Consider the following 15115-nt stretch of genomic DNA (forward strand, 5'->3'; position numbering starts at 1 on the left):
GCTCAACTATGGCCGAACGCGGCAGGCTTTAGAATAGATAGGGCCCATAACCCCCAATCCACTCTTTAACCAACGGAAAGCCAGCATGCGAGTTCTAGCAGCCATGAGCGGCGGAGTCGATTCCGCCGTTGCCGCAGCACGTGCCGTCGAGGCAGGACACGACGTCGTCGGCGTCCACCTGGCGCTGTCCCGGATGCCCGGCACGCTGCGGACAGGCAGCCGCGGCTGCTGCACCATCGAAGACTCCCGTGACGCCTGGCGTGCGTGCGACGTGCTCGGAATCCCGTACTACGTTTGGGACTTCTCCGAGCGCTTCAAGGAGGACGTGGTCCAGGACTTCATTGACGAGTATGCTGCCGGCCGCACACCGAATCCGTGCATGCGCTGCAACGAGCGCATCAAGTTCGCGGCACTCCTGGAAAAGGCCATCGCGCTTGGCTTTGACGCAGTCTGCACCGGGCACTACGCCAAGGTGATCACAGACGCCGAGGGCAACCCCGAACTTCACCGCGCCGCGGACTGGGCCAAGGACCAGAGCTACGTCCTGGGTGTCCTCACCCACGAACAGCTCAAGCACTCCATGTTCCCGCTGGCCGACACCCCTTCGAAAGCCGAAGTCCGGGCGGAAGCCGAACGGCGCGGGCTGTCCGTGGCCAACAAGCCGGACAGCCACGACATCTGCTTCATCCCCGACGGTGACACCGCCGGCTGGCTGGCCGAGAAGATCGACATGACCACCGGCGACATTGTCGACGAGACCGGCACCAAGGTCGGGGAACACCCCGGCGCCAACGCGTTCACGGTGGGACAGCGCAGGGGCCTGAAGCTGGGCACCCCGGCGGCTGACGGAAAGCCCCGCTTTGTGCTGGAAATCAGGCCGAAGGAAAACAAGGTGGTGGTGGGTCCGGAGGCCCTGCTGGCCATTGACGAAATCCGCGGCATCAAGGTGTCGTGGGCTGGCCTTCCCATCGCCGAAATCGCCACGGGTGAAGACTTCGACTGCTACGCCCAGGTCCGCGCGCACGGAGACCCCGTCCCCGCGACGGCACGGATGGAAAGCCCGTCGGCGGACGGTGCTGCCGGACAACTGGTGGTGACGCTGACCGACCCGCTCCGCGGCGTCGCCCCGGGCCAGACCGTTGTCCTGTACCAGGGCAGCCGCGTGCTTGGCCAGGCCACCATAGACGCCGCCCGGTCCCTGCAGCGCGCGGAGCTCTGACCGCCCGGCAGCCTGCAGACAGCGCGAACGTACAGTTGAGGCCCCAAACCGTCCCGTCGGTTGGGGCCTCAACTGTACGTTCGCGCTGTTTTTGTGTGGCCCTTTCCTCCGGCTGCGGCACAAAAGTGAGAGCGGCAACCCAATCAGGTAAATTTTGTGTCTCAACTCACAGGGTGAATCGATTCACCGCGTTCTGGTCTGATTGAATCTAGGCATCAGGACAGCGCGCTGCCCGCTCAAGCAAATACACCCATTAGCGGGCGGCGAGCGCGTACTCATCGAACAGAAAGTTCACAGATGACCAAGAGCACCAAGGCCTTGCGGAGCGCAATCGCGCTCGCAGGCATTTCCGCTTTCGCGTTGACGGCCTGCACGGGCCCATCAGGTGGCGGCGGCAGCAGCACAACTTCGGGGACCGCCAGCAGCGTCATTGCGTATGGCACCACGGACAAGGTCACGTCCCTGGACCCGGCAGGTTCGTACGACAACGGTTCGTTCATGGTGATGAACCAGATTTACTCGTTCTTGCTGAACTCCAAGCCCGGCGGCGCCGAGCCTGTGCCGGACCTGGCCGAATCGGCTTCGTTCACCAAGCCCACCGAATTCACGGTCAAGCTGAAGAGCGACCTCAAATGGGCCAACGGACACGTGCTGGATTCCAAGGACGTCAAGTTCTCGTTTGACCGCCAGCTTAAGATCAACGATCCCAACGGCCCTGCTTCGCTGTTGACCAACATCGAGTCCATTGCCACGCCTGACGCCAGCACCGTGGTGTTCACGCTCAAGCAGGCCAACGACCAAACATTCGCGCAGATCCTGACCAGCCCGGCCGCGCCGATCGTGGACGACGAAGTCTTCCCGGCAGACAAGCTCCTCACCGACGAGGAAATTGTCAAAGCGAACGCCTTCTACGGCCAGTACACGATCGACTCCTTCAACAAGAACACTCTGGTGAGCCTGAAGGCCTGGCCGGACTATAAGGGAGTGCTCGGCAAGCCCGCCAACGCCGGTGCCACCATCAAGTACTACACCGACCAGACCAACATGAAGCTGGAGATCAAGGGCGGCCAGATCGACGTTGCCAACCGCAGCCTCAGCGCCACGGACATCGATGACCTGAAGAAGGACTCGAACGTCAAGGTCAACATCGGACCCGGCGGCGAGATGCGGTACATCGTCTTCAACTACGACACCATGCCGTACGGCGCCAAGACCCCGGAAGCGGATCCGAAGAAGGCGCTTGCCGTCCGCCAGGCCACAGCCAACCTCATCGACCGCCAGGCCATTTCGGAGCAGGTCTACAAAGGCACGTACCTGCCCATGTGGTCCAACGTCCCGTCCGGATTTGCCGGCGCCAATGAGTCCTTCAAGCAGGCTTATGGGGACGGCTCAGGCAAGCCCAGCCTGGACAAGGCCAAGAAGGTCCTGTCCGACGCCGGCATCACCGGCCCGGTGACCATCAAGCTGCAATACAACCCTGACCACTACGGCAAGTCATCCGGTGACGAGTACGCCATGGTCAAGGACCAGCTGGAAAAGAGCGGCCTATTCAAGGTGGACCTCCAGTCCACTGAATGGGTGACCTACAACTCGGCATCGAAGAAGGACAGCTACCCCGTCTTCCAGCTCGGCTGGTTCCCCGATTTCAGCGACGCGGACAACTACCTGACCCCCTTCTTCCCCAAGGGCGGCTTCATGAACAACCACTACGCAAACGCTGAGGTCGATAAGTTGATCGCCAAGCAGCTGGTCACCGCGGACAAGTCAGAACGTGAGAAGGCAATCCAGGACGTCCAGAACCTGCTGGCCAAGGACATCTCCACCCTGCCGTTGCTCCAAGGTGCCCAGGTGGCCGTGTCCCGGACCAATGTGAAGGGCGTGGATTCCACCCTGGATGCGTCATTCAAGTTCCGGCTCGGCACGGTTTCCAAGTAGCACCCGGTAAACCCGCGTGAGGAGGTGGGGCCGGCCGGCCCTGCCTCCTACGTGTTGGCTACACAATTTCTAGATCCAGACCAAGCAGGGACAGCATGGCCACAATAATTGATGCGCCGCCGCCAACGGTTGCGCCCCCCAAATCCAAATCCGCGGGAGGTGGCCTCGGGAAGTACATCCTGGTTCGCTTCCTGCTGATCTTCCCCACGATCTTCATCCTCGTCACCCTTGTTTTTTTCCTGATGCGGATCACTGGCGATCCCATCACCGCGGCCCAGGGAGGACGGCTTCCGCAGGAGCAGATTGATGCCCTGGTGCACCAGGCCGGCTACGACCGGAACCTCTTCATTCAGTACATCGAGTACCTCGGCAACATCGCCACCGGCAACTTCGGCCGCACTATCTCCGACGGCAGGTCCGTCGCCGAAATGCTCGTTAAGTTTGGCGCCGCCACACTGGAACTGAGCATCAATGCCGTCGTGGTGGCGTTGCTCGTAGGAATACCGCTCGGAATGTTCGCCGCCCACAAACGTGACAAGGTCTCGGACGCCTTCCTGCGGATGTTCGCCATCCTTTGCTACGCCACCCCCGTCTTCTTTGCAGGCCTGCTGCTGAAGCTGACTTTTTCCGTGGGCCTGGGCTGGTTCCCGGTAGCCGGCCGCGCTTCCACCACAACCGAATTGGCGATGTCGAGGTTGGCAGCGCCCACCGGCATCTACTGGCTGGACGCCCTGCGAAGCGGTGATCTTGCGGCCTTTTCGGACATCGTCCACCACGCAGTCCTCCCGGCCGTCGCGCTGGGCCTTCTGACCGCCGGCGTGTTCCTCCGACTTGTCCGCGCTAACGTGATCGGCACGCTGGGCAAGGACTACGTTGAGGCAGGCCGGTCCCGTGGCGTCAGCGAATACCGGCTCGTGACAAAGCACGCCTACAAGCCGGCGCTTATCCCCATCATCACCGTCATGGGCTTGCAGATTGCCCTGCTTCTGGGCGGGGCGGTATTGACTGAAACGACCTTCGAGTGGAAAGGCCTGGGCTATCAGTTGGCGCAATACCTCACTGCGCGTGACTTTGTGGCCGTCCAGGGCATCGTGATGCTGCTGGCTGTCATCGTGGCTATCACCAATTTTGTGGTGGACATTGCTGCGGCCCTCATTGATCCGCGGGTGAGGTACTGATGAGCACAGCAGAACTCAAACCGACCAGGAAGTCGTTGCTGGACAGGCTCCCCGTCTCGTCCCACATCCGCCAAAGCGTTGGCCTGCAGCGGACGATGCTGCTCATCGGCGTTGTGCTGTGCGGAGTTTTTGTGTTGGCCGCGGTCTTCGCGCCACTGCTGGCACCTTACAGCTACTCCCAGATTTCCGACGGCGACGGTTCGTTCCCGGCGCAGGCCGAACCCGGTGGCAAACATCTGCTGGGAACAACAGTGGGTGGCTATGACGTCCTGTCACGGGTGGTCTGGGGATCGCAGACAGCCCTGGCGGTCATTGTTGCTGCCGTGCTGATGTCCATCTTCCTGGGGGTGTTCCTCGGACTGGTGAGCGGCTACTTCGGTGGCTGGCTGGACCGTGTGCTGGTCGTAATTGCGGACGCAATCTACGCCTTCCCGACGCTCCTCGTGGCCATTGTCATGTCGATTGCGATCAACAAGGGGCAGTCCGGATTCTGGGGCGGAATCTTCGCTTGCGGGTTCGCCATCACGGCAGTGTTCGTGCCGCAGTATTTCCGGGTGATCCGTGCCGAAACCATCCGGCTCAAGGCTGAACCGTTTGTGGAATCAGCCCAGGTTGTTGGTGCCTCCAGTGCCAGGATTATCGGCCGGCACATTCTTTCCAACGCCACCCGGACCCTGCCTCTGATGTTCACGCTCAACGCCTCTGAGGCCATCCTCACTTTGGCAGGTCTGGGCTTCCTTGGCTTTGGTATCGAGCCGAGCTCCGCCTCCGAGTGGGGCTTTGACCTGAACAAGGCGATGTCCGATGCCTCGTCCGGCATTTGGTGGACCGGAGTCTTCCCTGGCCTGGCCATAGTCTTGACGGTGGTCGGCCTCACCCTGGTAGGAGAAAGCATCAACGACCTGAACGATCCGCGCCTGCGCGGGCGCAAGGCGGCAGGCAAGGGCGGCCCGGGTTCAACGCCCGGGGCGCAGGCTGCCATCGCAGCCGAAGTGAGAGGATCATGACCATCAACCTTGGATCTGTATCGGACCAGTCCAGGCCGGAAAACAACCCGGTCCTGGACATCGACCACCTCAAAGTCACCTTCGCCACGGACGGCGGCGATGTATACGCCGTCAAGGACGTCAGCCTGCAAGTGAAGGCCGGCGAAGTGCTGGCCATCGTGGGTGAATCAGGCTCCGGCAAGACGGTGACCGCCAAAACCATTCTTGGGCTGCTCCCCGAAACTGCCACCAGCGGCGGCGCCGTGCTGATCAACGGAAACAACGTCATCAGCGTCAGTGCAGCGAAACTGCGGCAGATCCGGGGCCGCGATGTGGCCATGGTGTTCCAGGAGCCTTCAACGGCCCTGAACCCCGTGTTTACGGTGGGCTGGCAGATTGCCGAGGGCATCCGTGCCCATGCCGGCGGCGACGGAGGAAAGCGCGTCTCCGGCAAAGAGGCGAAGGCCCGTGCCATCGAGGCGCTGCGCAAAGTGGGGATCCCCGATCCTGAACACAGGGTCAACTACTATCCGCACCAGTTCTCAGGCGGCCAGAAGCAGCGCGTTGTTATCGCCGCCGCGCTCGCACTGAACCCCGGGCTGATTGTGGCCGATGAACCCACCACTGCCCTGGACGTCACTGTCCAGGCGGAAATCCTGCAGTTGCTGCGGGACCTCAGGGACAAGTACGGGACCTCGATTGTGCTGATCACCCACAACATGGGCGTGGTGGCTGACCTCGCCGACCGCGTCGTGGTGATGTATCAGGGAGACGTCGTTGAAGAGGCGCCGGTGCGGGTTTTGTTCGCCGAGCCAAAGCAGGACTACACCCAAAAGCTGCTGGCCGCTGTGCCCCACCTGGGGCACAATTCCGCGTCGGAAGGCATGACGGTACGCGCCCATCAACAGGCGAAGGTCCTGGTGGAGGCGAAGGACCTGACCATCGAGTACCCGGGCCGGCTGGGAACCCCCTCCTTCAAAGCCGTTGACGGCGTCAGCTTCACCGTGTCCGAAGGCGAAGTTTTCGGGCTTGTGGGCGAGTCGGGTTCCGGAAAAACCACCATTGGCCGGGCCATTGCGGGGCTGAACCGGACAACGGGCGGCAGCCTGAAGGTGCTGGGCTACGAAATGCTGAATCTGAAGGAGCGTACGTTCAAGCCGCTGCGGAAGGATATCGGCTTCGTTTTCCAGGACCCTGCCGCGTCCTTCAACCCGCAGCTGACCATCGGGGACTGCGTCGCGGAGCCGATGATGATCCACACCAGCCCGAGCCCGGCGCAGGCGCGCAAACGCGTCGGTGAGCTGCTCGAGTCAGTCCAGTTGCCGGCGTCGTACGCGGCAAGGTACCCGCACGAGCTCTCCGGCGGGCAACGCCAGCGGGCCTCCCTTGCGCGGGCGCTCATCCTGAACCCGAAGCTGCTGATCGCGGATGAACCGACGTCTGCCCTGGACGTCTCGGTGCAGGCCAAGGTCCTGGAACTCTTCAAGGAGATCCAGGCCGAATTCGGTTTCGCGGCACTGTTCATCAGCCACGATCTCGCCGTGGTGGACATCCTGTCGGAATGGATCGGAGTCCTGTACAAGGGCAAACTCGTGGAACAGGGGATCGGCAGCCAGGTCATGGGGGCGCCGCAGCACGATTACACCAAACGGCTCATCGCCTCCCTCCCGGTCCCTGATCCGGACGAACAGGCCCGGCGCCGGGAAGAACACCGGGCACTGCTCGGAATCTGATAATCCGCGGACGCGGACGGACACCCGGCCTGGGGAATGCTGGAGTGTCCGTCCGCGGCACCGTCCGCTGCACGGAAGTCCGACGGCGGGATGGTTGCGGCGGGTGCTTAACACCGCAAGGGTTTTCCGCGCCTGCCCATAGACTTGGACCATGACGCAGCACAACCACGACGTTCCTGATTCCGAATCCTACGACGCCGCCGCCAGCTCGCTGGCCGGACAGGTGGACAACTCGGTGATGGCGGAACTGCTGTCCATCCGCTCCAGCATCGACAACATCGATGCCACCCTGGTCTACCTTCTGGCGGAGCGCTTCAAGGCCACGCAGAAAGTCGGCTTCCTGAAGGCCGCCCACCGCCTCCCGGCAGGTGATCCCGGCCGGGAAACGGCCCAGATTGCCCGGCTGCGGCGCCTGGCCGAGGACGCCCACCTCGATCCGGCCTTCGCGGAGAAGTTCCTGAACTTCATCATCGGCGAAGTCATCCGCCACCACGAGGCCATCGCAGAGGACCACCAGGCGGCCGCCGGAAACCAGGAAGCAGACCGGGCAGGTCAGGCCTCCCGTGAGGCCGGTATCCCGTCCGGGCCCCAGGCGTCCGTCGTAGCGTGAGGGTAACCAGCCGGCAGGAACCAAACCCGAACGAAGCCGAACCAAACCCCGCGGACGCCGGACCGCTGGAGGTCACCGCTACCGGGCTGGGTGCGTGGCCGGGGGAGGACCCCGCCGAGGCCGCGCGTATCATCCGTGGGGAACTCGGCAGCCCGCACCTGCCGTTCCTCGCCGAACTCCCGGACCGGGGGGTGGGCTCCGATGCGCTGGGCCGGACTGCGTCGCTCCTGGTCGAGATGGCCGTGGATGTCCAGCCCTTCGGCTGGCGGCTGGTGGACCGGCCCGGCAAGGACTTCCGGCGGGCCGCTTCGGCGTTGTCGACGGATATCAATGTCCTCGCGGACGTCGCCGGGGCTGAAGACACCCCGGCCGGTGAGCTGAAGGTACAGCTGGTGGGGCCGATGACGCTCGCAGCAGGCATCCACCTGCATAACGGCGAACGCGCCCTCCTTGACTACGGTGCCCGCCGCGATGTGGCAGCCTCCCTCGCCGCCGGGGTGGGAAGCTACCTGTCCCGGGTTTCCGCGGCCGTGCCCGGTGCCCGGCTGGTGGTCCAGATCGACGAGCCCGACATCGCTGCCGTGCTGGCCGGCACCATTCCGACGTCCAGCGGGTACCGCACCCTGCGTGCAGTGGCCGGGCAGGAGGCCACGGAGTCGTGGGGCCTGGTGGTTTCTGCCCTTCGGGAGGCCGGTGCCGCGGAGATCATTGTTGCCGTACCGGAGATTGAGGCCCCGTTCGAACGGATCCTCGCCGCCGGCGCGGATGGCATTGCCGTGCCCCTCAAAGCCCTGACGTCGCGCCAGTGGGAGCAGCTCGCCGGCGCCGTTGAGGATGGCAAACGTCTTTGGGCCGGTGCGTTGGACATCAGGCCTGGCACCCTGCCCAGGGTTGCCGACGTCGTCGAATCCGTTTCGAGGCCGTGGCACCAACTGGGCCTGCCGGCGTCGTCCTTGCGCACCTTGCGGGTCACGCCATCCACCGGCCTCGCCGGACAATCCCCGGCGTCTGCCACCGCCGTGCTCACCCGCCTTACCCAGGTGGCCGACGGCCTGAACCAGCTGGCGCTGCGCTAGGTCAGGTCCCGCGTCTGACGGGCGGCCGGCCTGTCAGGTCCGGGCCTCCCAGCGCTCAGGGTGCGCGTAGCGGGGCAGGAAGCTCCGGGCGGAGCTGCCGCCGGAGTAGGGGCGCAGCCGGTAGTCGAAGCTGCCCGCGTACACCAGGACCAGGCCGATCTGCGGCTGGATGACTTTCACCTGGATCCGGTGTTTGCCGTGTTCCCCGCCAGCCGGGTCCCACCACTGTTCGGCGTACGCTTTGGCGTCGAGTGCCTGGGGAAGCGGGATCCGGAACTCGCCGAGGAACAGCCGTGAGGCCTCGGAGACACCCCTGAGCCGGCCCGCCGGCGTGACGCTGAGGTTCAGGTCGGTCACCAGCCTGCGGTACTTTCCCACGTAGTCCACCAGCCGGGGGCCGTCCGTTGTGTCGGCCACGCTGGTGGTGTCCTGGAAGATCCGGGTCCGGCCGGGGAACCGGATCTCGCGCCGGGCCGTCAGGCTTGAGCGTCCGAAGGGATCCTCGTGGGCATGGTTTTCAATCCGGAACGGAATGCGCTCGCCGTACTCGGGGAAGAACGCTTCCTCCCCGGAGGTCAGTTTCAGCAGCGGCTGCAGCCAGCGCTGCCTGCAGCCGACGACGTCGAACACGCCCTCTCCGATGCCGTACTGTCCTGAACCGGGCACCAGTGAAAAGTAGTCCTGGAGTTCAGGCTGCAGCCGGTCGAAATCCGCACCCAGGGCCTGCCGGTAGATGGGAACATTCATCATGACCTCCTGATGGCTGGACGGGCGCCGGCGCTGTCCGTGATCTCATAATCTACCTGCAGCCTTCAGCCGGATGTACATGTCCGCCAGCCGCGGCGGCAGTTGCAGCGGTTCCGCGTCCACCACTTCCACGCCGTGCTGGCGGAGCTGGACGCTGATGGCTTCGCGCTCCAGCAGGGCCCGTTCGGCGGCAGCGGCCCGGAACACCCCGGCGGCGGTGTCCCGTTCGGTGAGCATTTGTCCCAGCAGCGGATCACGTACCGCTGCCACCACCACAACATGCTGGCGGGACAGCCGGGTGGCCACGGGGATTAGCCCTTCCTCCGGGGCACCGCCGTCGAGGGACGTCAGGAGGACCACCAGCGACCGGTGCGCCGAGACGGCCCTGACCTGGCCCGGGATGCCCTGCCAGTCCATTTCGATCAATTCGGCTTCGAGGGGGGCCATTGCCTGCACCAGCTGGCCCAGGAGGTTCCCCGACGCCGCCGATCCCGCCCGCGCCCGGGGGCGCCGGTCGAAGGCCAGGAAATCTACCCGGTCACCGCCGCGTTCGGCCAGGACGGCCAGCAGGAGGGCGGCCTCCATGCCGGTGTCCAGGCGTGGCTCGTCGTCGATCCGTGCCGCCGAGGTGCGGGAAGTGTCCAGCACAATGACCACGCGCCGGTCGCGTTCCGGCCGCCAGGTACGGACCACGACGGCGGAACGCCGGGCGGTTGCCCGCCAGTCAATCGAGCGGACGTCGTCACCGCGCACATAGTCCCGGAGCGAGTCGAACTCGGTGCCTGCGCCCCGGATCTGCACGGCCGCTTTGCCGTCGAGTTCCCGCAGTTTCCGCAGTTTGGACGGCAGGTGACGGCGGGAGTGGAACGGGGGCAGGACGCGGAGGGTGCCCGGGCACGGTACCGTGCGCTGGCGGGCTGCAAGGCGGAACGGCCCATAGGAACGGATCGTGACGTGCGGGGCCTTCAAGTCGCCCCGCCGGACCGGGCGGAGTGTCACGTCGGCGCGGCGGCGCTCGCCGGCCGGGATGTCCAACGGCCGGACAGCGTTCTGCGCCCCGGCAGAGGGCTGCCAGGCATCCCGGATGAGCCCGCGGAGCCGGCGCCCGCCCTGGTTGCTGACCGTCAGGACCGAGTGGGCGGTGCCGTTGAGGGCCACATGTCCGGGATCAGCGCGCTGGACCTCGATGGTGCGCAAGGATGCCGCCAGGCCGAGTTCGAGGCCCAGAAGCGCCGCCAGCACCGCGATGACGCCCAGTACTGTCCACCACCCGGGCAGCAGCAGCACCGGCACCAGCCCCAGCAGGGCCAGGACCACAAAACGCCCGGATAATGCCATCCCGGTCAGCGGGGGACGGGCACTGAGGCCAGGATGCTGGTCAGGACGTCATCCGCCCGGACGCCGTCCATCTGTGCTTCAGGATGCAGTGCCACCCGGTGCCGCAGGCAGGGCAACGCCAATGCCTTGACGTCGTCCGGGGTGATGAAGCTCCGGCCGGACAACCAGGCCCAGGCACGCGAAGTGTTCAGGAGGGCTGTGGCGCCGCGGGGGGAAACGCCCAGCTGGAATGAAGGCGCAGACCTGGTGGCACGGACGAGGTCCACAATGTAGCCGATGATTTCGGGTTCGACGGCAACGTTGGCGACGGCCTGGCGCGCGCGCTCAAGGTCCCGCGCGCCGGCGACTGCCCGGACACCGGCGCCGGCCAGGTCCCGGGGGCTGAACCCTGTTGCGTGCCGGCGGATGACCTCCATCTCCTCCGTACGGTTCGGAAGGGGCATGGTGAGCTTGAGCAGGAAGCGGTCCAGCTGGGCTTCAGGGAGCGGGTACGTGCCTTCGTATTCCACCGGATTCTGTGTGGCCGCCACGAGGAACGGTGCGGGTAGTGGCCGTGACACTCCGTCCACCGAGACCTGCCGCTCTTCCATGGCTTCCAGCAGGGACGCCTGCGTTTTGGGGGGTGTGCGGTTGATTTCGTCCGCGAGCAGGATATTGGTGAAGACCGGTCCTTCGCGGAAGCTGAACCCGGAGGTGTGCGAGTCATACACCAGCGATCCGGTGACATCGCCGGGCATCAGGTCCGGCGTGAACTGCACCCTTTTGGTGTCCAGGCTCAGCGACGCGGAGAGGGCACGCACCAGGAGCGTCTTGGCCACGCCCGGCACACCCTCGAGCAGCACATGTCCCTGGGCGAGCAGGGCTATCAGCATCCCGGTGACGGTGGAGTCCTGGCCAACCACGGCCTTGGCCACTTCGTTCCGGACATCCAGGAGAGCCTGCCGGGCGGGATCGTGGTGCATGGGTTCCAGGATCCGGGGGCCGCGGAGCTGTTCGTTCATCGGGTCCCTACCTCATTCTCTAGTTCGTCCAGCTCCTGGGACCATCGCACCAGCCTGGCTTCGTTCGGGGGCCGTTCATTGATCAGTTCCCGGATGCTGTCCTCCGGCCGGTTCACAAGACGCGCCACGGCCACGGCAACGTCGTCGGCCGAGGCGTCAGGTCCCAGCCTGAGTTCCTTCGCCAGCCTGACCAGGGTGCCTGCCCTGAGGTTGTCCCTGGCACGGTCCACCGCGTGCGAATCGTGGTAGAGCCGGGCCCGGCCCTCGGCCGTTTCCGCGGCCTTGACCACTACGGGCAATGGTTCAAAGACCAGTGGACCAAAGCGGCGGCCGCGCCAGACCATGGCCAGGACGGCGACGAAGACCAGCCACGGTCCGAGGAACGGCACCCAGCCGGGGGCGAGTTCGCTGAGCGTTTGCGGGGACCCGGCACCATTCACGTCGCCGAGGCCGGGCAGGTACCAGACCAGATCCCCGGTACCGCCCAACGTCCGGAGTGCTAGGGCTGAATGTCCGTGCTCGCCGAGTCCTGCGTTGCTGATCAGGGCGGTGCTTCCCAGGACTGTCAGTGTGCCGTCTTCGGTGGACGCAAGCAGGCCGGCTTCTGAACCCGGCGGCCGGTAGCACACAGTGCCCCCGCCCTCGTCGCCGTACAGGAATCCGGACTCCCCGGAAACTGTTCCAGCTGTTTCGGCATCGTCGTTCCAACAGCCGGGCTCCAGGGTCGGGGACGTCCGCGGCACCACGCCAGCCTGGCTGATTCCGGCGTCCAGCGCTCCCAGGGTGTTGAACCGCGGCGTGACCAGCACTACACGTGTCGCCTCGACCGCCAACCGTTCCAGCTGGGACGCGTCGAGGAAGCCGTTCCGGTCGTACAGCAGAAGCGTTGAACCGGGGCTGGCATGGAGGGCAGCAAGTGCGGCACCAAACGAATCGGCGTTCTTTACCTTCACCCCGTGCCGGCCCAGAATCTCGCTCACCGCCCTGCCGCCCTCGGGCCCTGCATTGTGGATGGACAGCGGAACCGAATCACCTTTGGGGGCCAGCTGGGCAAAGATGGTCACCGCCAAAGCGACGGCGAACACCGCTGCCGCCACTGCCGGGCCGCGGTGGCGCCGGAGCCAGCCCAACTGCCTGGCGGGCAGTGGCGCGTTGGACGGATCACTGGGCGCATCTCCGGACGTCGCGTCGGTGCCGGCACCGAGGTCCGCCGTCATGGGGCAACCGCCGGGTAGGCCGGGGCGCTGCCGGGCTTAAGGGACTGCAGTGAAGCATCGAGAGCAATCATGGCGTCGTAGTCGGCGCGACCGGCCGTGCCGTGCCCGTAGCGGATCCGGTCGAATGTCCTGGCGGCCCGGTCGAGCCGCCGGGCCTCGGGAACAAAAACGCCGGCAAGTTCGCGTGCCACTTCATCCGCAGTCCTGCCCGGCCGGACGTCCAGGATGTTCCGGTCCTCGGCCGCGCGGACCAGCGCGCGGAAGCAGTGCACGACGGCGGTGCCCCAGTCTCCCCGGTCCGCCGCGGCTGCGGCGCTTCCCCGGTAGTCCGAGGCACTCACGGACGTGTCGCCGTCGAACCCTTCTGCCGCATTTTTCGTCCGGGCGTTCAGGCGGGGACGCGCCACGATAATGGCGGCGGCGATGAGCACGGCGATGACCACCCCGGTCAGCGGCGCCGCCACGTTTCCGTCTACACCGGACGGGCCTTCCAGCGAGGCCAGCCAGTCCAGGAAGCCGCGCCAAAGTTCATCCACCCAGCCAGGCCCGGCGCTTTGGTACTCGGGCTTGGCCAGCTCTTCGGCCGCCCAGCGGCGGGCTTCGTCGGCGTCGGGCAGGACAGGAGGTTCAGCGGACATCGGGCCAGGCACGGTAAACGGGGCTGGCGCTGTGGGCCGGGCCGCCCTGTGCAGGCCCGCCGTATACCGGGATGCCCCGGCCGGGAACCCCGTCGGGGTCGGTTCCGGATTCCATCAGGCGCAGGAGCGCGATGTCCAGACCGTCCTTCCTCATCCGCAGGTCCAGATAGAGCAGTGCCATCACTGCTGTTTGGAAGGCATAACCGACGGCGCCGACGAGGGCGCTGATGACCGCGGTTGCGAGGGCGATGGCCACTCCTGCCGCGATTGCCTCGTCAGGGCCGCCGTGGGGTGAAACCACGGATGTATAGAACCCCGGAAGCAGGCTCACGGGGATGGTCACCACCTGCGCGATGATGCCGACCATGATTGAAACCACCAGGGTGATTCCCAGAATCCGCCACCAGTTGCCCCGGGTCAGCTGCCACGATCTGCGGAGTCCGTCCACGGCGCCCAGCTCCTCGATCACCACCGCGGCGGGCGCCACCAGGATCTTGATGTAGATCCAGACCGACAGGGCGATGCCGCCAAAGCCGAGCGGGATCAGGATCAGTGCGCCCATTCCGCCCAACGCGGCGATCACGAGGACCATCAGGCCCACAAACAGGGCCGCGCCCACGAGCCAGCCCAGCACCATCAGGCAGGCCAGCCTGATCAGCGCACCGGCACGGGACCGGGCCAGCGCCCACATCTGCCGGAAGCCTGTGGTGCGGTTCAGGACCGAACGGGCCACCGGCACCACCATGGCGCCCTGCAGGACTGCCGCAAGGAACACGGTCAGGACCGCCACCAGAAGGACTGCTGCAAGGACGGTGAAGCCCATGGAGACCATGTCCTGCTCATTGAGGCTTTTGATCCAGGATTCCAGGGAAGCCGCCGAGGCGACGGAACCTGCGGTGAGGACGGCCGTGAGGACTACCGCAAGGGACTGCGCCAGCAGTGCCGCTCCCAACATTGCCCGGGCGTTGCGCCTGATGGTCTGGAAGGAGCCGTCGATGATTTCGCCGAACATCAGCGGCCGCAACGGAATGATGCCGGGCTTGGGCGGGGCAATGTACTGCGGCTGCCGGTAGGGCGGCGGACCGCCGTAGGGGTTGTAGGGCGGCTGTCCCCACTGCGGCTGATGCGCCGGGCCGGCGGGCGGACCCCACACAGGCTGGGCGCCCCACTGGGGCTGGCCGGAACCAGGCTGTGGCTGCCATGGCGGCCCGCCGCCGTGTGGCGGCCGCTGCATGTTCGGATCCTGTTGTGACAACCTGTTCCTTCCCCCGGATTGAACCGGACGTTTGCATTCGGGCGCCGTTGCCGCAGTTCAGCGGCGAAGGCGTCCGGCAAGGCCGGCACGCTCCCAGCCTATAGTTCAGGCGTCGGGCGTCATAGCGTTGCGCCATGCCGTGGCGGCGATCAACAGGACAAAGGGTGGGCAATAAGGGAATA

General features: G+C 65.6%; 13 protein-coding genes. 7 read left to right on the forward strand and 6 right to left on the reverse strand.

The genetic code is table 11. The annotated features are described in order from the left end of the window. Positions 1–85 precede the first annotated feature (85 nt). From mnmA to J2X42_RS01980, 7 genes are all read left to right on the forward strand, one after another. Entirely contained in the window at positions 86–1219 is a 1134-nt protein-coding gene (gene mnmA, locus J2X42_RS01950) for a tRNA 2-thiouridine(34) synthase MnmA (RefSeq protein ID WP_131131492.1), read from the forward strand. Positions 1220–1516: 297 nt separating this feature from the next. Then, positions 1517–3154 carry an ABC transporter substrate-binding protein gene (locus tag J2X42_RS01955; protein ID WP_310161624.1) on the forward strand — a complete coding sequence of 546 codons (1638 nt, stop codon included), beginning with the start codon at positions 1517–1519 and terminating at the stop codon, positions 3152–3154. 95 nt (positions 3155–3249) lie between these two features. Then, positions 3250–4332, forward strand: a complete 1083-nt coding sequence (locus J2X42_RS01960; protein WP_310161625.1) for an ABC transporter permease — start codon at positions 3250–3252, stop codon at positions 4330–4332. Beyond that, positions 4332–5339: an ABC transporter permease gene (locus J2X42_RS01965; RefSeq protein WP_310161626.1), complete on the forward strand. Its 1008-nt coding sequence runs from the start codon at positions 4332–4334 to the stop codon at positions 5337–5339. Before J2X42_RS01960 ends, J2X42_RS01965 begins: the two co-directional genes overlap by 1 nt. Continuing rightward, positions 5336–7051, forward strand: coding sequence for an ABC transporter ATP-binding protein (locus J2X42_RS01970; RefSeq protein WP_310161627.1), 1716 nt, complete (start codon positions 5336–5338; stop codon positions 7049–7051). Before J2X42_RS01965 ends, J2X42_RS01970 begins: the two co-directional genes overlap by 4 nt. A 151-nt stretch (positions 7052–7202) precedes the next feature. Beyond that, entirely contained in the window at positions 7203–7661 is a 459-nt protein-coding gene (locus J2X42_RS01975) for a chorismate mutase (protein WP_310161628.1), read from the forward strand. Between the two features lie 65 nt (positions 7662–7726). Next, entirely contained in the window at positions 7727–8737 is a 1011-nt protein-coding gene (locus J2X42_RS01980; RefSeq protein WP_310162153.1) for a hypothetical protein, read from the forward strand. Positions 8738–8770: 33 nt separating this feature from the next. On the opposite strand, the gene J2X42_RS01985 is transcribed toward J2X42_RS01980, so the two are convergent. From J2X42_RS01985 to J2X42_RS02010, 6 genes are read right to left on the reverse strand one after another with little or no spacing between them, the layout of a single operon-like run. Further along, positions 8771–9484, reverse strand: coding sequence for a DUF4166 domain-containing protein (locus tag J2X42_RS01985; protein ID WP_310162155.1), 714 nt, complete (start codon positions 9482–9484; stop codon positions 8771–8773). Between the two features lie 45 nt (positions 9485–9529). Further along, positions 9530–10822: a DUF58 domain-containing protein gene (locus tag J2X42_RS01990; RefSeq protein WP_310161631.1), complete on the reverse strand. Its 1293-nt coding sequence runs from the start codon at positions 10820–10822 to the stop codon at positions 9530–9532. A 5-nt stretch (positions 10823–10827) separates the two neighbouring features. Next, positions 10828–11823 carry a MoxR family ATPase gene (locus J2X42_RS01995; protein ID WP_310161633.1) on the reverse strand — a complete coding sequence of 332 codons (996 nt, stop codon included), beginning with the start codon at positions 11821–11823 and terminating at the stop codon, positions 10828–10830. Beyond that, complete coding sequence (locus J2X42_RS02000) at positions 11820–13040, reverse strand: DUF4350 domain-containing protein (protein WP_310161635.1); 1221 nt, start codon at positions 13038–13040, stop codon at positions 11820–11822. The genes J2X42_RS01995 and J2X42_RS02000 overlap by 4 nt, the downstream gene beginning before the upstream one ends. Further along, positions 13037–13678 carry a DUF4129 domain-containing protein gene (locus tag J2X42_RS02005; RefSeq protein ID WP_310161636.1) on the reverse strand — a complete coding sequence of 214 codons (642 nt, stop codon included), beginning with the start codon at positions 13676–13678 and terminating at the stop codon, positions 13037–13039. Before J2X42_RS02005 ends, J2X42_RS02000 begins: the two co-directional genes overlap by 4 nt. After that, positions 13668–14912, reverse strand: coding sequence for a hypothetical protein (locus tag J2X42_RS02010; RefSeq protein WP_310161637.1), 1245 nt, complete (start codon positions 14910–14912; stop codon positions 13668–13670). Before J2X42_RS02010 ends, J2X42_RS02005 begins: the two co-directional genes overlap by 11 nt. Positions 14913–15115: the final 203 nt, after the last annotated feature.

This window comes from Arthrobacter sp. BE255, assembly GCF_031457335.1.
Taxonomy (GTDB): domain Bacteria; phylum Actinomycetota; class Actinomycetes; order Actinomycetales; family Micrococcaceae; genus Arthrobacter.

Coding starts and splice junctions, on each gene's coding strand:
- J2X42_RS01985 (WP_310162155.1), bottom strand. CDS start 9,484: ATGAATGTTCCCATCTACCGGCAGGCCCTGGGTGCGGATTTCGACCGG.
- J2X42_RS01955 (WP_310161624.1), top strand. CDS start 1,517: ATGACCAAGAGCACCAAGGCCTTGCGGAGCGCAATCGCGCTCGCAGGC.
- J2X42_RS01990 (WP_310161631.1), bottom strand. CDS start 10,822: ATGGCATTATCCGGGCGTTTTGTGGTCCTGGCCCTGCTGGGGCTGGTG.
- J2X42_RS02010 (WP_310161637.1), bottom strand. CDS start 14,912: ATGCAGCGGCCGCCACACGGCGGCGGGCCGCCATGGCAGCCACAGCCT.
- J2X42_RS01995 (WP_310161633.1), bottom strand. CDS start 11,823: ATGAACGAACAGCTCCGCGGCCCCCGGATCCTGGAACCCATGCACCAC.
- J2X42_RS02000 (WP_310161635.1), bottom strand. CDS start 13,040: ATGACGGCGGACCTCGGTGCCGGCACCGACGCGACGTCCGGAGATGCG.
- mnmA (WP_131131492.1), top strand. CDS start 86: ATGCGAGTTCTAGCAGCCATGAGCGGCGGAGTCGATTCCGCCGTTGCC.
- J2X42_RS01960 (WP_310161625.1), top strand. CDS start 3,250: ATGGCCACAATAATTGATGCGCCGCCGCCAACGGTTGCGCCCCCCAAA.
- J2X42_RS01965 (WP_310161626.1), top strand. CDS start 4,332: ATGAGCACAGCAGAACTCAAACCGACCAGGAAGTCGTTGCTGGACAGG.
- J2X42_RS01970 (WP_310161627.1), top strand. CDS start 5,336: ATGACCATCAACCTTGGATCTGTATCGGACCAGTCCAGGCCGGAAAAC.
- J2X42_RS02005 (WP_310161636.1), bottom strand. CDS start 13,678: ATGTCCGCTGAACCTCCTGTCCTGCCCGACGCCGACGAAGCCCGCCGC.
- J2X42_RS01975 (WP_310161628.1), top strand. CDS start 7,203: ATGACGCAGCACAACCACGACGTTCCTGATTCCGAATCCTACGACGCC.